This window comes from Xanthomonas sp. NCPPB 2922, assembly GCF_041520885.1.
GTDB classification, from domain to species: domain Bacteria; phylum Pseudomonadota; class Gammaproteobacteria; order Xanthomonadales; family Xanthomonadaceae; genus Xanthomonas; species Xanthomonas campestris.
Window position 1 is genome coordinate 123,237 of record NZ_JBGOFY010000002.1, and the last position, 24,453, is coordinate 147,689.

Genomic DNA, 24,453 nt, shown 5'->3' on the forward strand with positions numbered 1-24,453 from the left:
CCGCTGCAGCGTGCATGACCAGACACCCGCTTCAACCCGCAGCGCAACGCACCGTTGAATCTCTGCTCCGGCCTTCGCCTCCGCGCCGGTGGCAAAGCCTGCGCGCAATCCGGAGGCGTCATTGCATCGGAGACAACATGAAGACAGTGCTGATTTCAGGATCCGGATCGGGCATGGGCCTGCTCACGGCGCAAACGCTCATGCGCGCGGGCTATGTGGTATATGCCGGCGTGCGCGACCCCGACGGGCGCAGCAAGGAACGCCGGCATGCGCTGGAAGACTACGCACGTGCGCACGCCGCGCAAGTGCGGGTGGTGGACATGGACATCCACAGCGAGGCGTCCTGCCAGCGCGCGGTGGAACAGGTGGTGGCCGAGCACGGTCATCTGGATGTGGTGATCCATAACGCAGCGCATCTGTATATCGGCATGGCAGAAGGGTTCACTGCCGAGCAGTTGGCCGACAGTTTCAACACCAACGCGGTGGGCGCCCATCGGCTCAATCGCGCCGCATTGCCGCAGCTGCGCAAGCAGGGCCACGGCACCTTGCTGTATGTGGGCAGCACCATCACCCGCATCGTTGCGCCATTCATGATGCCGTACGTTGCCGGCAAGTACGCACTCGATGCGGTGGCCGAAACGACCGCCTACGAAGTGCAGCCGCTGGGCATCGAAACCGTCATCGTCATGCCCGGCACCTTCATGGATGGCACCTCGCACTTCCAGACCGCGGTGCATCCGCAGGACACCCAGGCGGTGGACGGCTATGCCGCCGTGCAGCCGGAATTCGACAACTATTCGCCCGGCCTGCGCCGGTTGTTCCGCGATGCGCAGCCGGCGCCGGTACAGGCGGTGGCCGATGCGATTGCCCGCGTACTGGCCTTGCCGGTGGGTGCCAAACCACTGCGAATCACCGTGGATTTTGCCGATTACGGTGCGGAGGCAATCAACGCCGTGGTGGAGGCGCAGACCGAGCGCGTGTTCCGCATCATGGGCATGGAGCGCCTACGCAGTGTGGCAACGCAGTCATCACCATCCTGAGCGCCGAGGCGATACAGGGGCCGCCGTACGCGGCCCCTGCATTTGTGATCACGCAGCCGCCTGCTCCGGCAGCTTGGCAATCACCTTGATCTCGAACTGGAAGCCGTACAGCCAGGTCACTCCCACAGCGGTGACGGTCGGGTAGGGCGGCGGGCCCCAGTGCGTGGCCCACTGTTTGAACACGGCGTCGAAGATGGTGTCCGGGTCGACCATGAACCAGGTGACGTCGATGACGTCGTCCCGCGTGCAGCCCGCCGCGGCGAGCACCGCGTCGAGGTTGGAAAACGCCCGTGCGATCTGGGCGTCCAGGTCGGGTTCGGGCGAGCCATCGTCGCGGCTGCCGACCTGGCCGGAGACAAACAGCAGGCCCTCCGCACGAAGAGCAGGCGAGTAGCGGTTGCGCTCATACAGCGCCTGACGGCCTGCGGGGAAAACAGCGTCACGTGTTGCCATGGGGTATCTCCTGTGTGGGCAACGTGCCCATCGAACGTGCAGCCACAGTAAGCAGCGCGCGGCGGCGGATAAATCCCTGCCAGCGCACATGACTATTTGTAGAATCCAAACAATTGAGCAGACCGCAGGATGGCGATGGATCGGTTCGATGCAATGCAGGCATTCGCACGTGTGGTCGAGTCCGGCAGCTTCACCAAGGCCGCCGACACCCTGCAGATCAGCAGGGCAACGGTGACCCAGCTGGTGCAACAGCTGGAGGCGCGCCTGCGGGTGACCTTGCTCAATCGCACCACGCGCCGTGTGGCGGTCACCGCCGATGGCGCGGCCTATTACGAGCGTGTGGTGCGCTTGCTGGCCGACATGGACGATGCGGAAACCAGTTTGTCGGTGGCATCCAGCGTGCCGCGTGGGCGCTTGCGCGTGGATGTGCCCAGCCCGCTGGCGCGCCTGATCCTGATGCCCGCGCTGCCGGACTTTCATGCGCGGTATCCGGATATCCAGTTGCACATGGGCGCCAGCGATCGCCGCGTGGATCTGATCGGCGAGCAGATCGACTGCGTGGTGCGCGGCGGCACCATCACCGATCAATCGCTGGTGGCGCGGCACGTGGGTGACCTGCAGGCGGGCGTGTATGCAGCGCCCGGCTATCTCGCACGCCTGGGCATGCCTGCGCATCCACGCGAGCTAGAAGACACCGCCCACCGCACCGTAGGCTTCATGCGCTGGGGCGATGGCGTGCCGTGGCCACTGGTGATGCAGCGCGATGGCGAACACGTGCAGGTGCACGGCCGCTACGTGGTGGCCAGCGACGACGGCAATGCCTACCTGGCCGCGGGGCTGGCCGGCATGGGCGTGTTGTGGTTGCCGCAATACATGGCACGTGTACCGCTGAGTCGCGGCGAGCTGCTGCCGGTGTTCGCGGACTGGCAGCTGGACCCGATGCCGCTCTCGATCGCCTTCCCGCCCAACCGGCACGTAAGCGCGAAGCTCCGCGTGTTCATCGATTGGGTGATTGCGTTGATGGCCGAGCATGCGCCGGTGGTGCAGCGGCCGATGGCGTAACGGTCTACGGGCGATGTGGTGATCATGGTGATCACTGCGCATCCGTTGGAAGCGACGTATCGTGCGACGTCACCGCTGGTGAGGTGCGCCTTCCTGCAAGCGTGCGTGGTGCACGCTGCGCTGTATGCAGTGACACAGCCTCGCCCGGCACTGCCGCACATCAGCGGCAGCAGTGCGGCCGCTCACTCGCGCAGCTCACGCCGTACCGGGTATTGCCAGCCGCTCAGTGCGGCGTACGGCGAGCGGGCGTAGATCCATTGCAGGCGCGCGTCGCCATCGGCGCGAAATGCGGGGTCATCGGCGAGCTTGCGTTCGAAGTCGCTGCGCAAGGCTGCGTCGTGTTGCAACACGCGTTCGGCGAAGCGCACCAGCTCGGCGCCGTAGAGGCCGCTGTCCGGGTTGCCGGCGTGGCGGAACAGGCCGCTGGCCAGCAGCGAGTCGCTGCTTTGCGGCTCCAGCAAGGCGGCGGCCAGCATGCGCATCGGCTGGTCCGCGGGAATGCGGATGCTGCCGGGCGCGAAGGTTTCTTCCACCTGCGCGCTGTGCGGGGTGCTGCTGCCGGACTGCTTGACCATGCGGGTGCGCTCCACGCGCAACTGGCGTGGCTGCTGCAGGCGTTCGTACTGAATGCCGTGGGCATCCAATCGCGCGACCACATCGGCGTTGCCGGGCGGAATCCACCAGGCCTGCGGGTACGTCACTGCCTGGGTCTGGCGATAGCCGATCACCGGCATGGTCCAGGTGGCATCGCGGCCTTCCCAGCGCAGCTCCTGCCGGCCCGATGCCGGCGAGAGCGCACGCGTGTAGGTCACGCCCTTGAAGGGCAGTTGCGCGATCGGCTGCTCCAGGCGCTCCCAGGCCACCATCAGTTCGGCGGGCCGCGCGGCGCGGTCGGTGCGTTTGGCGGCGGCAATGCGCGCGGAGTCGCGGGCCACCACGCGCAGCGCCGCTTCCAGCAGCACGTAGTCGCCGAGCACGCGCTGGCGATAGGACTTCAGCCGGTGGTTCTCCACCAGCACGGTGGGGATGCCGGCAAAGTCGCCGTAGCCGGTGGAATAGCGCGGGCCTTCCGGCGAGTAGCGCAGGCCCGAGCGCGGGTCGTTTTCGTCGATCAGGCTGGGGTAGATGGTGGGGGTGTGGCCCTGCGTGCGCAACGCGGCATCGACCGCCGGAGTGAAGCGCTGCTGCAGCCAGCCGGCAGTGGCGCGCGAGCGTGCATACGTGCCCCAGCCGGCGAAGGTGTAGGTGATGTCGTATTGATGATCCAGCCCCTCGCTGACATGCAGGTCGATGTACAGCGCCGGGTCCAGCCGGTGCAGCAGCGCCACCACCGCGCGGGCTTCCGGCGTCTCGAGGTTGAGATAGTCGCGATTGAGGTTGATGCCGCGCGGGGTGCTGTTCCAGCCCGCCCCCTGCGGGCCACGCAGGGCCGCGCCCACCAGCGGGCCGCGCTGCTCGTGGCCATCCACATTGAGGATCGGCACGAACACGAAATCCACCTGGTCCAGCAGCGCGTCCTTGCCGCCCTGCGCGATGTCGCGCAACAGCATCAGGCCGGCGTCCTTGCCATCGATCTCGCCGGCGTGGATGCCGGCCTGCGCCAGCACCACCGGCTTGCCGGCGGCTCCCTTGCGGGCGCGCACCAGCAGCAGGTCGCGGCCTTCGCTGCTGGTGCCGAACACCTCCAGCGACAACAGTGGCGAGGCGGCGACCAGGCGCTTCAGCCACGCGCGGGTGTCCGCATAGCTGGGCGTGCTGACGAAGTCGCTGCGTTCGGCCGGCGTTGCCCACTCGGCGTTCGCCTTTATCACCAGCGACTCGCTGGCGCCATGCCAGGCGCGTACCGGCGGCAGCGGCGCGCGAGTGTCCAGGGCTGGCTGCGCGGACGCGTGCAGGCTTGCCAGCAAGGTCAGCGCGAGCAGGCTGGCACGGGCGGGGGGGCAGCGCGGCGCGGTGGCGGCGTCACCGGCGATGGGGTTGCGGGTGGAGGTGCGGGGCAAGCGGCCGTGCTGGGGAGAAGGCATGCGGTGATCTGGGTCTCGTTGACGAATACGGTGTCGATGTAGCGACTTTTCGTAACAGAATAACATTGCAGTTCCTAGTGCTTCAGTGGTGCCGGCGGGCCGGTGGGCGTCGCTCCAAAGCCAGCCGCGTCCGCTTTACAGGTCGAATGCATGCAGATGGCGCGCGCCGAGCTTTTAAAAAGCGGTGTTCTGGAGCAACGCAAACAGCTGCATCACTGCGCCACCGGCGACGCATCAGGCGGCCATCGCCCGGCCCCACGAGCGCCATCCGCAATGTGATAACGTATCAATTCATTTGTAATGACCGCTTGCCATGTCATCTGCCGCGCCGCCTGTTTCTGCCATTTCCCTTGTCGACGTCCACGTGTCCTACCGCGGCCGCGCGGTATTGCAGGGGCTGCACCTGCAGGTGGCGCCGGGCAGCGTGTATGCGCTGCTGGGTGGCAACGGCGCGGGTAAATCGTCCACGTTGTCGGCATTGCTGGGCTTTGTGCGGCCGGTGTCTGGGCAATTGCAGGTGGATGGTGTGGACCCGGTGGCCAACCCCGGGCGGGCGCGGGCGCGCCTGGCGTATCTGCCGGAAAACGTGGCGCTCTACGAGCACCTCAGCGCGCTGGAAAATGCCGACTACCTGCTGGCGCTGGCCGGGCAGCGGCGTAGCCCGGAGGCGATTGGCACTGCGCTAGCCGCGGCCGGGCTGCAGCGCGAGGCATGGACGCAGCGCCTGGGTGGTTTTTCCAAGGGCATGCGGCAGAAGGTGGCGATCGCCGTGGCCACCTTGCGCGAGGTGCCGGTGTTGTTGCTCGACGAACCCACCTCCGGATTGGACCCGCGCGCCATCGGCGACTTCAACCAGCTGGTGAGCAGCGTGCGTGCGCGCGGCGGCGCGGTGCTGATGGTCACGCACGATCTACTCGGTGCAGTGGACGTGGCCGACCGCATCGGCTTTCTGGAAAACGGGCGCATCGTCGATGAAGTCGGCGCCGGTGACAGCGGCTTCGACGTGCGCACCCTGCATGCGCGCTTTGCGCGGCCGCAGGACCGCGCCGCATGAGTGCTGTGCTGTGGGTGGCACGCGAAGAACTGCGCTACATGGCACGCAACCGGTCCGCGGCCATCGGCCTGGTGTTGCTGATGGCGTTGACGCTGGTGGCCGCGCTGACCGCCGCGCAGCATCAGCGCGAGGTTTCCGAGTTCCGTACCCGGCAGCAGCAGGCAGCGCAGCAGGCGTTCGAAGCGCAGCCAGACCGGCACCCGCACCGCGTGGTGCATTACGGGCACTTCATCTATCGCCCGTTGCCGGCACTGGCGGCCTTCGATGCCGGCGTGGATGCCTTCACCGGCAACAGCATGTTTCTGGAAGGCCACCGCCAGAACACCGCCAATTTCGGCGACGTGCGGCAAAGCTCGTTGCTGGTGCGCTTCGGGCAACTCACGCCTGCGTTCGTGCTGCAGGTGCTGGCGCCGCTGCTGCTGGTGTTCCTGGGCTACGGCGCAGTGGCCCGCGAACAGGAAACCGGCACCTTGCGCGTGGTGTTGCTGCAGGGCGCCACGCGGATGCAAGTACTGAGCGGAAAATACCTGGCCCTGGTCGCAGTGGCGGCGGCCTGCCTGCTGCCGGCGCTGGTCGGTTTGGTGCCGGTGGCGGTGCTGCCGGGGCAGGGCGTGCGGGTGGCAGTATTGGTGCTGTCGTATGCGGCGTATCTGCTGGCATGGTGCGCGTTGGTGCTGACGGTGTCGGTGCTGTGCCGGCGTGGCCGCGATGCCTTGCTGGTGGCGCTGGCGCTGTGGGTTTGGCTGGCCCTGCTGGTACCGCGGGTGGCGCCGGATGTCGCCAATGCCGCGTATCGCCTGCCCACGCGGCTGGAAACGGACGTGGCGATCCAGCGCGACTTGCGCACGCTCGGCGACAGCCATAACCCCGATGACCCGCACTTTGCGCAGTTCAAGCAACAGGTGCTGGCGCGGTACGGCGTGCAGCGGGTGGAAGACCTGCCGGTGAACTACAAGGGCCTGCTGGCACTGGAAGGCGAACGCCTGACCGCCAGCCTGTTCGAACGCTACGCGGCACGCGATTCGACGATCCAGCAGCAACAGAATCTGCTGGTGCGCATGTTTGCGCTGCTCAGCCCCACGGTGGCCTTGCGTGAGGTCTCGATGACGGTGGCGGAGACCGATCTGCGCGCGCACGAACGTTTTCTCAGCCAGGCCGAGCGGTATCGCTATGGCCTGGTGCAGCAGCTCAATCAATTGCAGGCCAATGCGGTGAGCCTGGCCGACGACACCGCCAAGGATGCCGGTGCCGACCAGCGCAAGCGCATCGATGCCGCGCATTGGCACCGCATTCCCGTGTTTGCATTCGAGCCATCGGCCACGGCGCAGTTGCTGCACGCAGGGCGTGCCAGCCTTGCCTTGCTCGCCGGCTGGTTGCTGCTGTCGCTGTGCCTGGTCACGGTGGCCGCGCGGCGCATGGGAGTGGCACGCTGATGGCCGTGTGGCGCTACGAATGGCTATTGCTGCTGCGTGCACGCGCGGCGGTGGCGGGGCTGGCCTTGCTGGTGCTGCTGTGCGTGTGCAGCCTGGTTTCCGGGCACCACTTCATGCAGGCACAGCGCCACAACATCGCACGCATCGCGGCCTTGCAGCAGGAAGACATCGCCGCGGTGCAGGCGTATGTGGCGCGCAGCAACGATGCCGGCAGCGCGGCCTATTACAGTTTCCATCCCACCTGGGATCCGCCTGCGCCACTGGCGTTTGCTGCTGTGGGCATGCGCGATGTGTCGCCGTACATCCTGCGTGTGCGTGCGCTGGGCCTGGAGGCGCAGATCCATGACGGCGACAGCTACAACCCCGAACTCGCGCTGGCTGGCCGCTTCGACTACGCATTCGTGGTGGTGTTCCTGTTGCCGCTGTTCGTGATTGCGTTGTTGTTCGACCTGCGCTCGGGCGAACAGGCGGCCGGGCGCGCGCGCATGTTGGCGGCGTTGCCCGGATCCGGCACGGCGCTGCTGGCGCGGCGGGTGACGGTGCGTGCGCTGGCGGTGCTGCTGTGCCTGGCGTTGCCGTTTGCGGTGGCCGCCACGCTCAATGGCGTTCCGCTGGGCCAGCAACTGGCGGTGCAGGCACTGACTTGCGCCTACCTGTTGTTCTGGGTGGTGGTGGCGGTGCTGGTGGGGCGGCTGCCATGGCGGCCGGCCGCGCATGCCACTGCGCTGGCCACGTGCTGGGTGGTGCTGGCGCTGGTGGCACCGGCGCTGGCGCATGTGGCGATCAACCAGGCGGTGCCGGTCAATCAAGGCGCCGAGATTGCGCGGCTGCAGCGCGAAGCGGTCAACCACGCCTGGGACATTCCGCGCCAGCACACCATGCAGGCGTTCTACGCGCGCCATCCGCAGTGGGCGGATTCGCCGCCGCTGACCGATGCATTCCACTACAAGTGGTATTTCGCCTTCCACGCCAACGGCGATGCGCAGGTGGCACCGCAGGTAAGCGCGTACCGGCAAGGCCTGCTCCGCCGCGAAGCGCTGGCGCAACGCGTAGCCGCGGTGTTGCCACCGGTGGCGCTGCAGGCCGCATTGACGCGTCTGGCCGGCACCGATCTGCAGGCGCAGCTGGCCTACCAGGACCGCATCCGCGACTACCACCGCGCACTGCGCACCTACTACTACGGGTTCCTGTTCCGCGATCGCGCGTTTACCGGGGACGACTTCGCACGCGCACCGCGCTTTGAAGCAATGGCAGACCCGGCGTCCTAGCGGCGCATTCCCGTATCACCGTTGCATCGATGTTTCGTGTGCCTTCATCGCGACAGCCGCCAACAGGCGGCTGTCTTTCAGGAGTCCTGCCCCGTGTCCAGTCTTCTTCCACGCCGCCACGTTGTCTCGGCGCTGCCGCTGCTTGGCGTGCTCGCCTGCGCCGCCGCGCCGGCCACTGCGGCCGAGCCACAGGCGCGCAGCCTGGACGCGGTGCAAGTACGCAGCGACTACGCACCGTACCGCGCACTGACGGTGACCGGCGCCACCAAGACCGAAGCACCGCTGCGCGATCTGCCGATCAGTGCACGCGTGCTCGACCACAGCTTGCTGGAGGATGCCGGCGTCACCGATCTGGCCGGCGCGCTGGACATGGCCAGCGGCATCACCAAGGCCAATAACCTGGGCGGGCTGTGGGACAGCTACTCGATCCGCGGGTTCACCGGCGACCCCAACTTCAGTTCCGACTACATGGTCAACGGCTTCAACGCCAGCCGCGGTTACAACGGCCTGCGCGATGGCGCCAACACGCAGAGCGTGGAAGTGATCAAGGGGCCAGCGTCTGCGTTGTACGGGCGCGGCGAGCCAGGTGGTGCGGTGAATATCGTCACCAAGAAACCCTTGTTCGATGCGCAGCACAGCGTGGACCTGTCTGCGGGGCGCTTTGACAGCTACCGCGCGGCGCTGGACAGCACCGGCCCGCTCAGCGAAACCGTGGCCTACCGCGTGAATCTCATGCACAAGGACCAGCACAGCTTTCGCGACACGGTCGATAGCGACGCCACGCTGCTGGCGCCGTCGCTGCTGTGGATGCCCACGCCCGACACTACGGTGTCCTACGAGCTGGAACTGCTGCGCATCCACACCCCGTTCGATCGCGGTGTGACCGCGATCGATGGCGATGCCAATCGCTTGCCGGCGTCGCGCTTTCTGGGCGAGCCGGGCGATGGCGACATCGATCTGCATTCCACCGGCCACCAGGTGTTCGCGGTGCATGGTTTGAATCAGACCTGGTCGTTGCAGGGCGGTGCCACGTATCGCGACAGTGGCATGCGCGGCTTTTCCACCGAGCCGTGGACGCTGCAGGCCGACGATCGCACGCTGCGGCGCGAGCGCCGCTACCGCGACTACCAGGGCCGCGACATCGCCGCGCGCGCCGAACTGCTGGGCACGCTCGGCAGCGGCAAGGTCACCCATCACGTGTTGTTCGGCATCGATGGCAACCGCTTCAACGACAGTCGCTACCAGCTGCGCGCGCGCTCGGCGGCCACGCCCTACAGCATCGACGTGCTGGCACCGCGCTATGGCGTGGCGCAACCCGGGCGGTTGGCGCCGATCACCGATACCGACGAGCGACAACAGGTGTGGGGCGTCTATGCACAGGACCAGATCGATCTGGGCGCGCGCTGGAAGGCCTTGCTCGGCGTGCGCTACGACCACTATCAGCAGGACATTGCCAACCGTCTGCGCGCAACCACGCAGCAAGCCTCCGACGGCGTCATCAGCCCGCGTGCCGGGCTCACCGTGCATGTGGATGACACGCTGTCGCTGTACGCCAGTGCGGCGGCCGGGTTTCGCCCCAATAGCGGCGTGGGTGCCAACGGGCAAAGCTTCGCGCCCGAGAAGAGCCGCTCGCTGGAAACCGGCCTGAAATACGTGCAGCCCGGCGAGGGCCTGGAAGCGACGCTGGCGGTGTTCCGCATCGACAAGGAAAACGTGTTGAGCCTGGATCCGGCCGACACCAGTTTTTCGTTGCCGGTGGGGCAGATGCGTAGCGAAGGCGCAGAACTGGATCTGCTGGGCCGGCTCACCCCGCACCTGGCCGCCTCGGTGGGCCTGGCGTATACCGATTCGCAGGTGACCCGCAGCAGCACCGCTGCAGTGGGCACCGGGCTTGCCGAAGGGCGTCGCTTTCCGAACGTGCCACGCGTCAGCGGCAATGCCTTCGTCAACTACGCGCAACCGTTGAGCGGCACGCGCAGCGCCGCGGTGGGGGTGGGCGTGTCGCGCACCGGTGAGCGGCTGGGGTCGGTCGACAGCAACACCGGCTTCGTGTTGCCGGCCTACACGGTGTGGCGCCTGGTGGGCCATTACGACCTCAGCGAGCGTCTGCGGCTGTATGCAAAGGTGGAAAACCTCACCGACCGCCGCTACGCCGCGTTTTCATACAGCGAACAATGGGTGTATCCGGGCGCGCCGCGCACCTGGACGATGGGCGCACGGCTGAGGTTCTGAGGTGCGCGCCCGTTCGGCTGCTGCGCGGTCGCCGTGCAGGACGCTGCGCCGTTTTAGCGGGCGCTGCACGGCACGCGACACCGAACTCAAAGTGCCTCGACGGAGATAGTGCGCGCGACGCGATGCCGACGTGCATCACGCGCATCGCATTCCTGCGGCTAAGCGCGGCTAACAAAACGTAGCGAGCAGTCGTCAAGTGGGTGCGGACGGCGCGGAGGAGCCGGAGTGTACGTGGGTACGTGCCGATTCCGAGCGCCGGCCGCGCCCGCCTGGCGGCTGCGCAGCCGGTTTGATCGCTGCTCTAAGCGCGTCGCCTCGGCGCCGCGCTACGGCTGCGTTTCTTGCCCGGCAGTGCCGGTGCCGGCGCTTCGGTGGCCAGTGCGCCGCCGTGCTGCAGCTGCTCCATCCACGACAAGGCATCGACGTAGGCGAGGAAGTGCTGCAGATAGCCGGGCGCTTGCTCGCGCATCAGGCTGATGCACCGATGCACCAGCACGCTGGAATTGAGCGGGCCGGCATCGGCGGGCGCGTCCTGCAGCGATTGCCGCACCTGGCTGGCGGTGCGCACCGTGGCCCAGGTGCGGCGGAAGTCGTCCAGCGCCGTCAACTCGGGGAATTGCGGAGCATGCGCGGCATTGCCGGTGCTGCTGTCGCTGAGCAGTGCGGTGTGGCCGGCCATCTGCGTGAGCAGCTCGCTCAATGCCTGGCGTGCGGAGACCGGTGCAGGTGCAGGCGCGGCGCTGCGCTTGTTGCGCGCGCGCGATTTGGGCGCGGCTGCTGGTTGTGCCGGCGCAGGTACGGGCATGGAGACCGGCGCCGGCTGCAGCGCCTGTGCATAGGCCGTCACCAACGCGGCAAGCTTGTCTTCCAGCACCTGACGCACGGCCGGCGGCTGCGTGGCGGCACGTGCCTGCAAGGTCTGCATCAGATGGAAGCGCACCGGGTCGCGCTGGTCGGCGCCTTGCGCGCGCCACTGTTCCAGCTGCGCCTGGGTGGATGACGCGGTGCGGCTCATCGTGGTGCAGCAGCGGCAGCGGTGGTGGCCGACGGGCGCGGAATCGGCGCGATTTCCACACGGCGGTTCTTGGCGCGGCGCGTTTCGTCGGCATTGGAATCCACCGGCTGTTGCGAGCCGAAAGCGGCCGCGAACACCGAAGAGGCGGGCACGCCTTCGGCGATCAGCGCACGGGTGACGGTGAGCGCACGTTGCGCGGACAGTTCCCAGTTGTCGGCATAGCGACGGTTGCTGTCCAGCACCGGGCGGTCGTCGGTGAAGCCGCTGATCATCAGGATCTCTTCGCGCGACACCAGGTACTCGGAGAGTGGCGCGGCCAGGCTCTTCAACACCTCGTGGCCTTCCGGCTGCAGCTGGTCGGAATTGAGCGCAAACAGCACGCTGCCGCGGATGCCGATGCGGCCGTTGACCAGGGTGACGCGGCCGGCGGCCAGCGGTGCGGCCAACGCCTGTTCCAGGGTCTTGCGGCGCTGCGCTTCGGCCTGGCGCTGCTTGACCTCGTCGTCCAGGCGGCTGGACAGCTGCAACTGCACGCCGATCACGCCGACCAGGATCAGCACGAACGCGCCCAGCAGCACCGACATCAGGTCACCGAACGCGGCCCAGATCGGTGCGGCGGATTCGCCATCGAGGTCGATCTCATCGCTCATGCCGGCTGCGCTCCGTTGGCGTCAATGCGGCGGTCATCGAGCAGGCGAAGTTCTTCGATGATCTGCTTCTGCGAGAGCATGCTCAGGTCCACCACTTCGCGTGCCTGCGCCACGTAATACGCCAGCTGATCGTCGCTGCGCGCCTGCGCGGCATCCAGTGCGCCGGCGATGTGCTGCAGGCGGTCGTTGAGCTCGCCGGTGGAGGTGCTGAACAACTGCACCGCGTGCCCGAACGCATCGCCCAGGCTGGCCACTTCCACCGCGCTGCCGGTGACCTGCGCGGCCACCGCTTCGAGCTTGCTGGTCTCGGTGCCGATCTGTTCGGTGAGCTGGCTGCCCACACGCTGCAGCAGATCGGCCGAGGTGCTGACCAGTGCATCGACGGCGACGCGTTGTTCGGTGGAGGCGTGATTGACCGCGTTGAGCAAGGTGTCCAGCGTGGCGAGCAAGCGGCTGCGCTCTTCCAGCATCGCGGTGTCGCGCACCATGCTTTCGGAGAGGTTCTGGCGCAGCTCGGCCACCACGTCGGCAGCGGCCTTGGGGGCTTCGGCGGCGATCTGCATCAGGCGCGACACTTCGGCGATGGTGGCGCTGGCCTGTGCCTGCGCCTGCGTGGAGAGCTCGCTGGCGGTGGCGGCCAGGGTGTCGCAGATGGCCTGTTGCTGCTGCGCCACCTGCTGGCCGGTGTGTTCCCATTGCGCGCTCAGGCGCGTGCTCATCGCGGTGAAGCGTTCGCTCCACAGCGCCAGGCGGGTGTCGTCGCGTGCTTCCAGTGCGGCCTGCAAGTCAACATGCGCCTGCTGCAGCGTGCCGATCAACGCGGCGGCATGCGCCTCGCTGCTGGCGGTGGCTGCGCTCAGTGCGCCCTGGTGCTGAGCTGCCAGCTCCGCGCTGGCCTGCTGTTGCTGCGCCAGCGCGGCATTCCAGGCATCGGCGGTCTGGCTGCTGGACTGTTCCAGGCGCGCGGACACCGCATCCACCAAGGCTTCGGAGCGGGCTTCGAACGTGCTGGCGAAGTGCGTCAGCGTGGTGTGCAGTGCATCGGTCAGGCTCTGGTTGGCGCGTTGCTGCTCGCTCGCTGCCGCCGTCCAGGTCTGCGCGGCAGTGGCGGTGCTGGCGGCGAAGCCGGTGCTCAGCCCATCGAGCTGTTGCTGCACCGCCTCGCCCACGCCGTCCTGTAGCGTGGTGCTGTGCTCGGCAATCTGCTCCAGCGTGCGCTGCAATTGCGCGCTCAGCGCCTGGGTGGACTGCTGGTGTTCGGCCAGCACCGCGGCCCAGCCTGCGGCCGCCGCGGCGGTGCCGTGCGCGACGCCATCGTTGAGCGCAGCCAGTTGCTGCTGCACCGCCTGGCCAAGGTTGTCCTGCAGGGCGGTGGTCTGCGCGGCGAGTTGTGCGAGGGTGCTCTGCAGCTGTTGTGTGAGCGCCTGCTGGGCCTGTTCCTGCGCGGTGAGCGCGGCCTGCCAGTTGGCGGCGGCAGCGCTGGTGCTGCGTTCGAATCCGTCTGTCAGCACACCCAGCTGCTGCTGCACGGCCTGGCCCACGCTGTCCTGCAGCGCGGTGGTCTGCTGCGCCATCTGTGCGAGCGCGTGCTGCAGCTGTTCGGTCTGCGCCTGCTGCGCACGTTCCTGCGCGGTCATCGCCGTGCTCCAGTGCGCGCTGGCGGCGCTGGCACTGTGCGCAAAGCCGGTGCTGATGCCTTCCAATTGCTGCTGCACCGCGTCGCTGATGCGCGCATGCAGGGCGGTGGTTTCCTGCGCGATGCCGGCCATGGTGGCGGCCATCGCCGGGCGCAATGCATCGCCCACCGCGCGGGCGCTGTCGGCCACACCGGCCTGCAATGACTGCTGCAGGGACTCGGCCAGGCGCAGGTAGGCGGCTTCGGTGCGCGCGTGGAAGTCGGCCTGCTGCGCGGTGAGCCGTGCATCGGCGGCGCTGCTGTGCTGTTCGATGCTGGCCATCAGCGCCTGCAGGCGATCGATCAGGGCCGGCATCAGCGCGCTTTGTTGCTGCTGCAGCTTGAAGGTCTCGCCACGCTGGTGCGCGTCCGAATACGGGTGCAACGCGGTGGCGATCTTCAGGTCGAGCTGTTGCACGGCCTGCAGGCGCTCACGCCGGCACAGCGCCGACAGCAGCCCGAGCATGGCCGAGGTGGCAACGCCGGCGATGGAGGTGCCGAACGCGAATGCCAGCCCTTCGACCGGCGCGGCCAGCGAGCCGCGGATAGCCTGCAGGTCAGTGGCGCTCTGCAGCGCAAAACCGGTGCCCTTGAGCGTGGCCATCATGCCAAGCAGGGTGCCGAGCATGCCCAGCAGCACCAGCAGGCCGACCAGGTAGGGCGTAAGCACCGGCGCCGGCAGCGCCACGCGTTCGCCATGGATACGCAGGCGCACCGCGTTGCGCAGCCCGGCGGGCACGGTCTGCAGCCAGTCGGCCAACGCGGCGGGTGCGCTGCTCACACCTTCGAGCGCCTGCTCCAGCGCAATGGTGGCCTGGCGGTAGCCGTACAGCTCCAGCGCACCGGCGATGTAGCAGGCACCGATGACCGCGGCGACCAATGCGCCGAGCGGGTTGGAGCCGAGGTAACCGATGCCGACCCAGCACACCGCCAGCAGGCCGACAAGAAACACGAAAACGGACACGAGAGTTCTGAACATGACGTCCCAATTAGCGGGTGCGAAGCGCTGCAAGCAGGCCTTCGATAGGGTGAAAACGAACTTCCAGTTCGGCGAGCAACACGCTCTGCAAATCGTTGCGGAACACGTCCAGCCAGGCATCCGAGCCGGGGCGTGCTGGTGCGGTGTCAGTGTCGGTGTCCTGCGCGGGGTGGTGGGCCGCGCGCAGGCGTTCGAAATGGGTGCCGAGCAGGGTAGGCACGGTGGCCAGCAGGCTCTGCTCGCGCGGGCTGAGGGTGAGTTCCATCACCGCGTCCACTTCGGCCAGGCGCGCCATCTCGCCGTTGCCCGATTGCGCCAGCATGTCGCGCAGCCGGCCGCGCAAATCGCCGGTGGTGCTGCGCATGCCGCGCTGCATGGCCAGGTAGTGCTGCCGGAACGGTGCGTAGTCGGCCAGTGCTGCGGGGGCGCCTGCGGCCGCGGCGGCGCGGGCCTCGCTGCGCAGCCGGGTGAGCAGCGTGTCCAGCTCGGTCACGCAACTGGTGGCCAGGGTGGTGCGCAGGCGCGCGCAGTCGTCGGCACCGATGGCGTTCACCTCGGGCAGCGTTTCGGCGTCGGGCAGCTTGCCGTCCAGTGCCTTGGACACGGCAACGGCGCGCGTCCAGTCGATCCACTGGCTCAGCCGATCGGCCAGCGCGTGGTTGGACTGCGCGACGTGGACGTCGGTGAGGCGAGCGAGCAGGCGAATGAACGCCGGGCCCGAGAGGGGCGCCCGTGGAGGAGCTTTCGCCATTCTTCCGGTCAAAGACCGCGCATTTTACACGGGAATGACAGCCGCTCCCTTCGCCGCGGCGGGCGGGCGCTGCGGCGGGCGGTGGCGTTCATGGAGGGGGAATGGGGAATGGGGAATCGGGAATCGGGAATCAGGAATCAGGAATCAGGAATCAGGAATGGGGAATCGTCGGGGCGCGGGGAGATGGCGGGGAGATGGGAGGGGGTGGGCTTTCCTCTGAACATTCGGGCGGCCGCCTTGCCATGCACTGCGGACAGGGCCTGGTTCGGCGCAGCGCGGGCAACGGCTGTAGGGAGACGCAGCGCCCGCAGCGCCTGCATCCCGTCGATTCATGAAGCCTGTTCATGACCCCATACTGGGAAACCGGCTCCGGGCGGCGCCTGCGTTTGCTACAAACGGGTAGGCATTGGCGGCTGTCCGAGCCGCCGTGTGCGCCGGCCAATTCAGGCCGATCTGGCAGTGCCAGGCCCTCGCCAGCGCCCAGGCGCGCGGTGGCGCGCAGCCCGCCCGTCCCCCTCAGGAGCACCCACATGAAGTTCGATACCCCCGCAGGCACCACGCCCGCCGACCAGCTCAAAGTGCTGGGTCAGCCGGTCGACCGCGTGGACGGGCCGCTCAAGGTGACCGGGCAGGCCCGCTACGCCTATGAGTGGCACGACCAACCCGGGCAGATGGCCTACGGCTACATTCTCGGCGCGGCGATCGGCAAGGGGCGCATCACCGCACTGGACACTGCCGCCGCACTCGCCGCGCCCGGGGTGATCGCGGTGCTTACCCACCAGAACGTGCCCGCGCTGGGCACCGGCGACTTCTATGTGCAGCGCTTTCTGGCCGCGCCGCAGGTGGACCACTACCACCAGCCGGTGGCGGTGGTGGTGGCCAAAACCTTTGAACAGGCCCGCGCCGGTGCGGCGCTGGTGCGGGTGCGTTATGCGCGTGAGCGCGGCCAGTACGACCTCGCCGCCCAGCAGGCCAGCGCCCCGGTGGCGCCACAGGCGCCATTCGGCGGGCCGCCACAGACCGCCCAGGGCGATTTTGCTGCGGCCTATGCCGCCGCGCCGTTCACCGTGGATGCCACCTTTCGCACGCCCGACCAGGCGCACGCGATGCTGGAGCCGCACGCCACCATCGCGCGCTGGGAGGGCGAGCAGCTGATCTGCCACACCGCCATCCAGCAGATGAACTGGGGCACGCGCGACCTGGGCAAGGCGCTGGGCGTGCCCAAGGAGCGCATCCGGCTGCTGTCGCCGTTCATCGGCGGCGGCTTCGGCGGCAAGGGCACCGCACAGGCGGATCTGGTGCTGGCGGCGCTGGCCGCGCGCATCACCCGGCGGCCGGTCAAGCTGGCCCTGCAGCGCCCGCTGATGTTCAACAGCACCATCCACCGGCCGGCGACCATCCAGCGCCTGCGGCTGGGCGCCGGCGCCGACGGGCGGCTCACCGCGATCGGCCATGAAAGCTGGTCCGGCAATCTGCGTGGCGGCCGCAGCGAGCCCACCACCCTGTCCACGCGCGCGCTCTACGCCGGCGCCAACCGCATGACCGCGGTGCGGCTGGCGGTGCTGGACCTGGCCGAAGGCAATGCCATGCGCGCGCCCGGCGAGGCGCCGGGGATGATGGCGCTGGAGGTGGCCATGGACGAACTGGCCGAACGCGTGGGCATGGACCCGGTGCAGCTGCGCATCGTCAACGACACCCAGGTGGATCCGGAACAGCCGCAGCGGCCGTTCTCCACGCGGCCCTTCATCGCGTGCCTGCGCAGCGGCGCGCAGCGCTTCGGCTGGTCGCGGCGCAACCCCACGCCGGCCAGCGTGCGCGACGGCCGCTGGTTGATCGGCATGGGCATGGCCGCAGCCATTCGCGGCGCGCCGATCTCCAAGGCCGCTGCGCGTGCACGGCTGGATCGCAGCGGCACGCTGACCATCGAAACCGACATGACCGACATCGGCACCGGCAGCTACACCATCGTGGCGCAAACCGCGGCCGAGCTGCTCGGCCTGCCGCTGCACCAGGTGGTGGTGCGGCTGGGCGATTCCAGCTTTCCGGAAACGCCCGGTTCCGGCGGGCAGCAAGGCGCCGCCTCGGTGACCGCCGGCGTGTATGCCGCCTGCATGCAGCTGCGCGAGACGGTGGCGCAGCGCCTGGGCATGCCGGTGGACCAGGCTCGCTTTGCCGATGGCCAGGTGCACGCCGGCACGCGTTCCATTGCGCTGGCGCAGGCGGCCGCCGGCGGCGAGCTGGTGGCCGAAGACGCGATGGAGTTCGGCACGCTCAAACAGCAGTACGCGCAGCAGACCTTCGGCGCGCATTTCGCCGAGGTTGCGGTGGATGCCGACACCGGCGAAATCCGCGTGCGCCGGCTGCTTGCGGTGTGCGCGGCCGGGCGCATCCTCAATCCCAAGACTGCACGCAGTCAGGTAATCGGCGGCATGGTGATGGGCGTGGGTGCGGCGTTGATGGAAGACATGGTGGTGGACACCCGGCTGGGCTTTTTCGTCAATCACGACCTGGCCGGTTACGAGGTGCCGGTGCATGCGGATATCCCGCATCTGGAGGCGCATTTCATCGACGAGGTGGACCCGACCATGTCGCCGTTGAAAGCCAAGGGCGTGGGCGAATTGGGACTCACCGGCGTGGCGCCGGCGCTGGCGAATGCGGTCTACAACGCCACCGGCATCCGCGTGCGCGACTACCCGATTACGCTGGACAAGTTGTTGGCGCAACTGCCGCGACGGGCGGGATGAGTGGTGGTTACGCGTGGTGTGCTGCGGTAATGCGCAGTGAGCTGATTGCGTCGTGATCTGCATCGGTCGCAGGTGTTGCCGGAGTTGTCTTGCGACGAAGCCGCCGCAAGATGCAGTCCTGGCACACCCGCCTGACCGGGGTTTAGACGTGCTGCATTTGAGTGGGCAAGTGTGGTGTTCGCCAACGCGCTTGAAGCGGCAAATTCGTTCATGCCAAACGCAGATGTGTGGCCAGGCGGTTCGAGATCCGAGCAGTAGCTTGGGAAGCTGCAGCGCGCATGGCGAGTGCTCGCACTACGAGCAGATGCGAGCGTGCCTGCTGGCCATGCAACTGGTTCCACAGTTGAGTGCGCCTGCAGCGTCAACAATGCATTTGGATAATGCGGATGGACATGCTCTGCTGCGGATGTGTCCTCCGTGTCAAAAAGCGCTGCAGAATCGCGGTGTCGGCGGCCGCAGACACACTGTTTCAGGCCACGCGACGCCAGCAATTTAACCAATTCAGGTTCGCCGCCGCTGTCGCCTGGTGGACCCGGTTTTGTAAGGTGAACGGGTACAAGCTGCGGGCCGGGGACATTCCCCAACGAGGTAAACACAATGGACCGCTCTGACATGCAAGTGTCCGATCTGCTGGTCTTGGAGCTGCAAGGGTTCCACGACGCCTATGGCAGTGGACCGGACTTCTGGGACGCTTATCAACGCATCATGACCACCGCCGCACAGGCCGGTGGCGATGTCATCGCGCTGGCCAACGAAATGGCTGCGCTGGCACAAGGCCTCGGCGCGGTCGGCCGCGCGCAGCTGTTGTAATCCGCCGAGCGTGCATGGCGCTGCGGCGTAGCGCCATGCGCGCGCTGCCGCCACATGGCTCACTCCACGCTGCCGCAGTGTTCACGCCTGCCTGCGGCGCCCGCTTCTAGACTCCATGCAATCGATGGCGCGCGCTGGTGGAAACACGGGTGCTGCCAGTCGGGGCGTCGCTCGGCAACCGTGCAGTGCACCGTTGCCATTGCATGCGTCCGTTTGCGCAGCGCGCCGCCCCAACCCGCTGGATGCGACCAGTCCCGCCATGTTGAGGAGTACGGTCGTGAACGAAGGAGAAGGGTGCGTGCGTCTGCATCTGGTGGGCGGCCCGCAGGATGGGCAGACGCTGCAGGCCGATTCGGCGCCGGAATTGTTGATCCCCGAGGGATATCAGATTTCACCGTGGCCGGGCGGCGAGTTCGGCATCCACTGGCGTCACGAACTCAATCTGGCCTGCCCGCATGATTCGATGCCCGAAGGCGATGTGCATGACGCGCTGGGCGTGCACTGGCGGCGGTATCTGGTGCTGCGGCGGCAGGAGGACTAAGAGCAGCTATCAAAACGACTGCGCAGCTGCCAGGCGGCCGCGGCCGGTGCTCGGAATCGGCATGTACCCACGTACACTCCGGCTCCTCCGCGCCGTCCGCACCCACCTGACGACTGCTCGCTACGTTTTGTTAGCCGCTCTAAGCGGGCAGGGCGCTGTTCGACCCGGCATTCCGCGGCGCGAGCGGGGGGATTGCCGTAGCCGCTGTCGTTGACGTTTCGCTTGGTCATTGCGCGACTGTTTGCCCGCAATGCGCTTGATGACGTTGAGCTGCTGTGCCTGCCTTGGTCGTGCCAAGTACAGCGGACTTCCGCTGGCCGTCCAGCAGAAACGGCGCAGCCTGCAGCGAGATTCAACGCTTGATGTTGGTGACAGGCACCGTGCGCGGCAGTGGTGCGGCGCAGGCAGCAGATGCATCGGTAGGCGCAGCGACTGCTCGCCTCAACCGCAACGCGCATACGGCACGACAGCGGCGCCTGGCCGGCTGTCGTCTTGCGGCGTGCTTATTCCGCGTCCGCGTCTGCGGCGGCCTTGGCGGGCGCAGCTGCTGCAGCCGGGGTCTCCGGCGCGCCACGCTTCTTTTCACGGCGCAGCGGCGTGTCGCCCAGGCGCTCGATCGCACCGCCGGATTTCTGGAATTCTTCCAGATCGGCGGCCAGGCGCTGTTCGGACAAGCGCGGCTTGCCCGGCTGGTTGCTGACGGTCATCGACTGGCGGCGGGAATTATTCATCGCAAATCCTCATGCGTTGTAGAGCGTCAAGGGAATGCCCCGCCGGCGTTGATCGTCGTAGGTGGCACGCACGTCGCGGCAATACGGCCCGGACATGACGAAGCGACGGCAGATCGCCGGGCGCGTTTCGTAGATGGAGCAACACATGCGCGCGGCATCAATGGCCACGCACCAGCCTTCCTCGTCGCGCGCCATCACGTGCCAACCTTCCGGTGTCACGCTGGTCAGATGGTGTGGGATGCGGTCGGTTGGATCGACCAGGACGGTGAGCCGGCAACAGACGGCGTCGCAGCGTTCGCAGAGATTCTTGATGGAAAAGGCCAGAAAGATGAGGAGGCGACACCGGACTCCGGCCGCCCTTGCACCATACACCCTGGGCGTATCCGGGTGTGAACCGTACCCGGGCGGCAGCTGTATCAGACACGTTAGGGAACATATCGGCGTGGATGTAGATCGCATTGCGGTTGATCGCTTTGGGTGCCGATCGACAGATGCAGCACTCCACAGCGTCCTGCGTCTGCATGCTCCGCATGCAATGCGCCGGCCAGGGTCCCGATGTCGATCCGCATCGTGCGGGCAAGGCCAGCTGCGTCCATCGCCTCGTGCTGGGAGGGCGGCGATGCCAAGCGCCACGCTCCAGTCAATCGGCAACGCGTTGTGTTTGTGCAGCACATGCGAAGGCGGTTTTCACTGCCATCGGCGATGCGCGGCCGTAGCGTGTGCGAGTACGCGGGTCTGTCTACCCGCCCTGCAGGAGAACCCCATGAATACACCCCATTCGACCCCGTCCACGCACGCCGCCAACACGCAGCACGAGCAGGCGCACGAGGAGGACAAAAAGCAGGACGAGCGCCAGGACGAAGCGGTGGAAGAAACCTTCCCGGCCAGCGATCCGGTCTCGCCGTTCGTACCGGCCAAGGCGCCGGACTGAGCGCCGCTATCCAAACGACTGCGCAGCGCCAGGCGGGCGTGGCCAATGCTCGGAATCGGCAGGCACCCCCGTACACGCCGATTCCTCCGCGCCATCCGCACCCACCTGACGACTGCGCGCTACGTTGTTGGCCGATCTAAGGCAATCCACGCGCGCTGTACGCGTCACTCAGCATCAAGTGCAGGAACGACAACGGCGCGGCCCTCAGGGACCGCGCCGTTGCGCTTTCTGCAGGATGCGTGTGCCGATCAGGGCGTCAGCACCACCTTGCGGCAATCGTCCTGCTTCTTGTCGAACACTTCGTAGCCACGCGCGGCCTCGGCCAACGGCAACCGGTGCGAGATGATGGCACTGGGCTTGAGCTCGCCATTGCCGATGCGCTCCAGCAGGTAGGGCATGTGCCTCTGCACGTGGGTCTGGCCCATCTTGAAGGTGAGCCCCTTGTCGAACGCATCGCCAAACATGAAGGCATGGATGAAACCGGCATACACGCCGGGCACGCTCACCGTGCCGCAGCGGCGGGTGGCGGCGATGCACTGGCGCAACGCCACGCCGCTGCTGCCTTCCAGCTTCAAGGTGGTCAACGCGGTTTCCAGCGCACTGCCTTCGGCTTCGAACCCCACCGCCTCGATGCTGGCATCCACGCCGCGGCCATCGGTCTGCGAGACGATGATGTCGGCCGGGTCGTCGATCTCGTCGAAGTTGATCGGAATGACACCGTAGGTGCGCGACGCGAAGTCCAGCCGGTAGGCGTGGCGGTCGACCATGAACACCCGTTCGGCGCCCAGCATGCGGCAGCACGCCGCGGCCATCAGGCCGACCGGGCCAGCGCCGAAGATGGCCACGGTGGACCCCTGCTTGACGCCTGCATCCACCACCGCCTGATAGCCGGTGGGCAGGATGTCGGAGAGGAACAACACCTGCTCATCGTGCAGGACATCGGGCACCACCAGCGGGCCGACGTTGGCCTTGGGCACGCGCACGTATTCCGCCTGCCCACCAGACAAACCGCCATAAAGATGGCTGAAGCCGAACAACGCCGCAGGCGGGCGTATGTCTTTGTGGTTGAGCGCCGCACCCTTGCCGGTGTTGGTGGTTTCGCAGGCCGAAAATTCCTGCAGCAGGCAGTGGAAGCACTGGCCGCACGCCACCACGAACGGAATCACGACACGGTCGCCCGGACGCACTGCGGTGACATCCGGGCCCACCTCTTCTACGATGCCCATGAACTCGTGGCCGAGAATGTCGCCAGGGCGCAGGTCGGGAATCTTGCCGTGATACAGGTGCAGATCCGAGCCGCAGATCGCGGTGGCGGTCACCCGCAGGATCAGGTCGTCGCGTTCCACCAGCAACGGGTCGGGTACCGTTTCAACCCGCACATCGCGCGAGCCGTGATAGTTGAGGGCGAGCATGCAGTTCTCCGTGAGCGCCGGCGGTCAGCGGCAACGCGCGCAGTGTTGATGGGGCGGCGTTAAAAACGTCAGCACGGCGCGTGCGTGTGATGTGGACGCGCACGCGCAGCGACGCGGTGTTGATGCGCAGGTCACGCGTGGCTAACCCCGCCGCTCGCAGGCTGGATCGACTCGCACGGTGGCTGTAAGCGGCTCGCGCCGCTGGCCATCTTCGACAATCCAGACTCTCCAGGAGACCGCAATGGGAAGCATCTTGAAGCTCGTGACCGCTGGCGCCGTGGGCGTCATCGCCTACAAGGCCTGGCAGCGCCGCCAGGGGTTGGCGACTGATACGCAGCAGGGCGATACGCAGCAGGACGGCAGCACGCCGCCGCACGGCGACCCGCTGCGCGGTGCCCTGCAGAACGACGCCCAGCGCGATACGCAACACGGTGCAGGCGGTCGCGCGCAGGCGCTCGGCGCGTTGTCGGTGTTCCACGAGCAGGAGCGCACCCTGGCGCAGCTGGCCGTCACCAAGGGCGTGGTGGGCGAGGTGCTGGAATTCGCCCGCAAGATGGACCAGGCGCACAGCGCCGCACTCACCGACCTCAGCCGCTTCGGGCCGGATCGCAGCAGTACGCAGGCCAAGTCCACGCTTGCCCAGTTCGAAACCGGGCGCAAGCGTCTGGACGGATTGCATGCACAGGAGTTCGAGCGCGAATACCTGCAGGCATCGATGATCAGCCATGAAAAGGCGCTCGCCGTGCTGGACGCGCAGGTCAGCAGCGAGCCGGGCTCCAGCGACCTGGGCAAGGAGCTCAAGCGCGAGCGCGACATGATTGCCGAACACCTGGAGCATGCGCGCGGGCTCAAGGCCAAGCGCACGCAGACGCATTGATCTGACCACCAGCGCACCTGGCAGACATACGCCAACGGAATACGCCAATGAGCACAGCAGGCGCAAACCGCAAACCCACCGACATGGAACACGTGAGCATCAGCGAGGAATGGGAGCTGCAGTATTGGGCCCGCGAATTGGGCATGTCTGAAGACGATCTGCGGGCTGCGGTTGAGGAGGTCGGCAACGTCACCACCAAGCTGCGGGATTATCGGCCGCCGCATTGAGCGGTGTGTGATGTCTGCTTGCAGGCTGTGCCTGGCCGAGCTGTAGGTGAGTGTTGCCGGGTGCCTGCTGAGTTGACAGTAGTGGATGTGATGGGAAACAAGGGCGGCCACGGTCGCCCTTGTTCTTTTTGCGTAGGTAGATCGCATTCGAGGGCATCGATTGCATCCAGATCAGCTGCACGTGCGTGCGCACCACGAGGCGTGAACGTTCTTGCCTCTTATATCCTCGTGTTCGTTCGACCACCAAAGTCATGAGAGATTGCTGCATATCGGCACTCGCCCTGTGCTCGGCTATGTGACGATCTGCTGCGCTGTTGTGATTCTGATGGTGGCTTAGCGTGATGTCGCCTGATACCGAGACCGATCCCAAAGCGCAGGCAGCGAACCTAGCTGGTAGCCGCTGGCATTCAATCGCGGAAGCTCTGCCCGAGTCGATGCGGCATCGGTTCTTCATGGCCCACTCGTCGCTCAATCACTCAGTCACGCAGTCGCTTGGTGGGCTGCGAGCAGCACTCGCTGATGCTAGAGAAGCCGCTCGAAGGCG

Annotated in this window: 21 protein-coding genes and 3 other RNA genes; 14 read left to right on the forward strand and 10 right to left on the reverse strand. The window is 67.1% G+C overall.

Annotated elements, in window-relative coordinates; genetic code table 11:
- The first annotated feature begins 137 nt into the window (after window positions 1-137).
- Complete coding sequence (locus tag ACD584_RS03060) at window positions 138-1,040, forward strand: SDR family oxidoreductase (RefSeq protein ID WP_076036533.1); 903 nt, start codon at window positions 138-140, stop codon at window positions 1,038-1,040.
- A gap of 48 nt (window positions 1,041-1,088) precedes the next feature.
- On the opposite strand, the gene ACD584_RS03065 is transcribed toward ACD584_RS03060, so the two are convergent.
- Entirely contained in the window at window positions 1,089-1,493 is a 405-nt protein-coding gene (locus ACD584_RS03065; protein WP_076036532.1) for a Rid family hydrolase, read from the reverse strand.
- Window positions 1,494-1,622: 129 nt separating this feature from the next.
- Between ACD584_RS03065 and ACD584_RS03070 the strand changes: the two genes are divergently transcribed.
- Complete coding sequence (locus ACD584_RS03070; RefSeq protein ID WP_076036531.1) at window positions 1,623-2,555, forward strand: LysR family transcriptional regulator; 933 nt, start codon at window positions 1,623-1,625, stop codon at window positions 2,553-2,555.
- Between the two features lie 182 nt (window positions 2,556-2,737).
- Here ACD584_RS03070 and ACD584_RS03075 read toward each other — a convergent pair whose 3' ends face one another.
- The gene (locus tag ACD584_RS03075) at window positions 2,738-4,579 is read right to left on the reverse strand and encodes a M14 family metallopeptidase (protein WP_076036530.1); all 1,842 of its coding nucleotides are present in this window, start codon (window positions 4,577-4,579) and stop codon (window positions 2,738-2,740) included.
- 313 nt (window positions 4,580-4,892) lie between these two features.
- On the opposite strand from ACD584_RS03075, the gene ACD584_RS03080 reads away from it, so the two are divergent.
- The 4 genes from ACD584_RS03080 (at window position 4,893) to ACD584_RS03095 (ending at window position 10,566) form a co-directional block, all read left to right on the forward strand.
- Complete coding sequence (locus ACD584_RS03080; protein ID WP_042595768.1) at window positions 4,893-5,633, forward strand: ABC transporter ATP-binding protein; 741 nt, start codon at window positions 4,893-4,895, stop codon at window positions 5,631-5,633.
- On the forward strand, window positions 5,630-7,066 hold the full coding sequence (locus tag ACD584_RS03085) for a DUF3526 domain-containing protein (RefSeq protein ID WP_076036529.1): 1,437 nt from the start codon (window positions 5,630-5,632) through the stop codon (window positions 7,064-7,066). Before ACD584_RS03080 ends, ACD584_RS03085 begins: the two co-directional genes overlap by 4 nt.
- Window positions 7,066-8,334 (forward strand): DUF3526 domain-containing protein, encoded by a 1,269-nt coding sequence (locus ACD584_RS03090; RefSeq protein ID WP_076037803.1) that lies wholly within the window; start codon window positions 7,066-7,068, stop codon window positions 8,332-8,334. Before ACD584_RS03085 ends, ACD584_RS03090 begins: the two co-directional genes overlap by 1 nt.
- Before the next feature lie 93 nt (window positions 8,335-8,427).
- Complete coding sequence (locus ACD584_RS03095) at window positions 8,428-10,566, forward strand: TonB-dependent siderophore receptor (RefSeq protein WP_070691607.1); 2,139 nt, start codon at window positions 8,428-8,430, stop codon at window positions 10,564-10,566.
- A gap of 166 nt (window positions 10,567-10,732) precedes the next feature.
- Here the strand turns inward: ACD584_RS03095 and ACD584_RS03100 are convergent.
- The 5 genes from ACD584_RS03100 to ACD584_RS03120 form a co-directional block, all read right to left on the reverse strand.
- A non-coding RNA gene (locus ACD584_RS03100) (sX9 sRNA) lies at window positions 10,733-10,807 on the reverse strand.
- Window positions 10,808-10,867: 60 nt separating this feature from the next.
- The gene (locus ACD584_RS03105) at window positions 10,868-11,581 is read right to left on the reverse strand and encodes a DUF2894 domain-containing protein (protein ID WP_076036528.1); all 714 of its coding nucleotides are present in this window, start codon (window positions 11,579-11,581) and stop codon (window positions 10,868-10,870) included.
- Complete coding sequence (locus ACD584_RS03110; RefSeq protein WP_070691611.1) at window positions 11,578-12,231, reverse strand: OmpA family protein; 654 nt, start codon at window positions 12,229-12,231, stop codon at window positions 11,578-11,580. Before ACD584_RS03110 ends, ACD584_RS03105 begins: the two co-directional genes overlap by 4 nt.
- A complete protein-coding gene (locus tag ACD584_RS03115) occupies window positions 12,228-14,885 on the reverse strand; it encodes a DUF802 domain-containing protein (protein WP_175611588.1) in 2,658 nt (885 codons plus the stop codon). The genes ACD584_RS03110 and ACD584_RS03115 overlap by 4 nt, the downstream gene beginning before the upstream one ends.
- 10 nt (window positions 14,886-14,895) lie before the next feature.
- Window positions 14,896-15,636 carry a DUF3348 domain-containing protein gene (locus ACD584_RS03120; protein WP_070691615.1) on the reverse strand — a complete coding sequence of 247 codons (741 nt, stop codon included), beginning with the start codon at window positions 15,634-15,636 and terminating at the stop codon, window positions 14,896-14,898.
- Window positions 15,637-16,166: 530 nt separating this feature from the next.
- Between ACD584_RS03120 and paoC the strand changes: the two genes are divergently transcribed.
- From paoC to ACD584_RS03140, 4 genes are all read left to right on the forward strand, one after another.
- Window positions 16,167-18,380, forward strand: coding sequence for an aldehyde oxidoreductase molybdenum-binding subunit PaoC (paoC, locus tag ACD584_RS03125; protein WP_076036524.1), 2,214 nt, complete (start codon window positions 16,167-16,169; stop codon window positions 18,378-18,380).
- 597 nt (window positions 18,381-18,977) lie between these two features.
- The gene (locus tag ACD584_RS03130; protein WP_011038791.1) at window positions 18,978-19,190 is read left to right on the forward strand and encodes a hypothetical protein; all 213 of its coding nucleotides are present in this window, start codon (window positions 18,978-18,980) and stop codon (window positions 19,188-19,190) included.
- 277 nt (window positions 19,191-19,467) lie between these two features.
- Window positions 19,468-19,731 (forward strand): hypothetical protein, encoded by a 264-nt coding sequence (locus ACD584_RS03135; RefSeq protein WP_114999901.1) that lies wholly within the window; start codon window positions 19,468-19,470, stop codon window positions 19,729-19,731.
- Window positions 19,732-19,792: 61 nt separating this feature from the next.
- Window positions 19,793-19,867, forward strand: a non-coding RNA gene (locus tag ACD584_RS03140) — sX9 sRNA.
- Window positions 19,868-20,234: 367 nt separating this feature from the next.
- Here the strand turns inward: ACD584_RS03140 and ACD584_RS03145 are convergent.
- Both ACD584_RS03145 and ACD584_RS03150 read right to left on the reverse strand, forming a co-directional pair.
- Entirely contained in the window at window positions 20,235-20,462 is a 228-nt protein-coding gene (locus ACD584_RS03145) for a hypothetical protein (RefSeq protein WP_014506434.1), read from the reverse strand.
- A 9-nt stretch (window positions 20,463-20,471) separates the two neighbouring features.
- Window positions 20,472-20,723 (reverse strand): YkgJ family cysteine cluster protein, encoded by a 252-nt coding sequence (locus tag ACD584_RS03150; protein ID WP_029217180.1) that lies wholly within the window; start codon window positions 20,721-20,723, stop codon window positions 20,472-20,474.
- Window positions 20,724-21,225: 502 nt separating this feature from the next.
- Between ACD584_RS03150 and ACD584_RS03155 the strand changes: the two genes are divergently transcribed.
- Together ACD584_RS03155 and ACD584_RS03160 are read left to right on the forward strand one after the other, a co-directional pair.
- Window positions 21,226-21,393, forward strand: a complete 168-nt coding sequence (locus tag ACD584_RS03155) for a hypothetical protein (protein WP_175611587.1) — start codon at window positions 21,226-21,228, stop codon at window positions 21,391-21,393.
- A gap of 60 nt (window positions 21,394-21,453) precedes the next feature.
- Window positions 21,454-21,526, forward strand: a non-coding RNA gene (locus ACD584_RS03160) — sX9 sRNA.
- Between the two features lie 115 nt (window positions 21,527-21,641).
- Here ACD584_RS03160 and ACD584_RS03165 read toward each other — a convergent pair.
- The gene (locus ACD584_RS03165) at window positions 21,642-22,805 is read right to left on the reverse strand and encodes a zinc-dependent alcohol dehydrogenase (RefSeq protein ID WP_076036522.1); all 1,164 of its coding nucleotides are present in this window, start codon (window positions 22,803-22,805) and stop codon (window positions 21,642-21,644) included.
- Between the two features lie 241 nt (window positions 22,806-23,046).
- Here ACD584_RS03165 and ACD584_RS03170 point away from each other — a divergent pair, with 241 nt between their 5' ends.
- Both ACD584_RS03170 and ACD584_RS03175 read left to right on the forward strand, forming a co-directional pair.
- Window positions 23,047-23,682, forward strand: a complete 636-nt coding sequence (locus ACD584_RS03170; protein ID WP_116923715.1) for a DUF4142 domain-containing protein — start codon at window positions 23,047-23,049, stop codon at window positions 23,680-23,682.
- Between the two features lie 47 nt (window positions 23,683-23,729).
- Window positions 23,730-23,909, forward strand: a complete 180-nt coding sequence (locus ACD584_RS03175) for a DUF3606 domain-containing protein (protein WP_070691621.1) — start codon at window positions 23,730-23,732, stop codon at window positions 23,907-23,909.
- Window positions 23,910-24,453: the final 544 nt, after the last annotated feature.

Coding starts and splice junctions, on each gene's coding strand:
- ACD584_RS03060 (WP_076036533.1), top strand. CDS start 138: ATGAAGACAGTGCTGATTTCAGGATCCGGATCGGGCATGGGCCTGCTC.
- ACD584_RS03065 (WP_076036532.1), bottom strand. CDS start 1,493: ATGGCAACACGTGACGCTGTTTTCCCCGCAGGCCGTCAGGCGCTGTAT.
- ACD584_RS03070 (WP_076036531.1), top strand. CDS start 1,623: ATGGCGATGGATCGGTTCGATGCAATGCAGGCATTCGCACGTGTGGTC.
- ACD584_RS03075 (WP_076036530.1), bottom strand. CDS start 4,579: ATGCCTTCTCCCCAGCACGGCCGCTTGCCCCGCACCTCCACCCGCAAC.
- ACD584_RS03080 (WP_042595768.1), top strand. CDS start 4,893: ATGTCATCTGCCGCGCCGCCTGTTTCTGCCATTTCCCTTGTCGACGTC.
- ACD584_RS03085 (WP_076036529.1), top strand. CDS start 5,630: ATGAGTGCTGTGCTGTGGGTGGCACGCGAAGAACTGCGCTACATGGCA.
- ACD584_RS03090 (WP_076037803.1), top strand. CDS start 7,066: ATGGCCGTGTGGCGCTACGAATGGCTATTGCTGCTGCGTGCACGCGCG.
- ACD584_RS03105 (WP_076036528.1), bottom strand. CDS start 11,581: ATGAGCCGCACCGCGTCATCCACCCAGGCGCAGCTGGAACAGTGGCGC.
- ACD584_RS03110 (WP_070691611.1), bottom strand. CDS start 12,231: ATGAGCGATGAGATCGACCTCGATGGCGAATCCGCCGCACCGATCTGG.
- ACD584_RS03115 (WP_175611588.1), bottom strand. CDS start 14,885: ATGTTCAGAACTCTCGTGTCCGTTTTCGTGTTTCTTGTCGGCCTGCTG.
- ACD584_RS03120 (WP_070691615.1), bottom strand. CDS start 15,636: ATGGCGAAAGCTCCTCCACGGGCGCCCCTCTCGGGCCCGGCGTTCATT.
- paoC (WP_076036524.1), top strand. CDS start 16,167: ATGAAGTTCGATACCCCCGCAGGCACCACGCCCGCCGACCAGCTCAAA.
- ACD584_RS03130 (WP_011038791.1), top strand. CDS start 18,978: ATGGACCGCTCTGACATGCAAGTGTCCGATCTGCTGGTCTTGGAGCTG.
- ACD584_RS03145 (WP_014506434.1), bottom strand. CDS start 20,462: ATGAATAATTCCCGCCGCCAGTCGATGACCGTCAGCAACCAGCCGGGC.
- ACD584_RS03155 (WP_175611587.1), top strand. CDS start 21,226: ATGAATACACCCCATTCGACCCCGTCCACGCACGCCGCCAACACGCAG.
- ACD584_RS03165 (WP_076036522.1), bottom strand. CDS start 22,805: ATGCTCGCCCTCAACTATCACGGCTCGCGCGATGTGCGGGTTGAAACG.
- ACD584_RS03170 (WP_116923715.1), top strand. CDS start 23,047: ATGGGAAGCATCTTGAAGCTCGTGACCGCTGGCGCCGTGGGCGTCATC.
- ACD584_RS03175 (WP_070691621.1), top strand. CDS start 23,730: ATGAGCACAGCAGGCGCAAACCGCAAACCCACCGACATGGAACACGTG.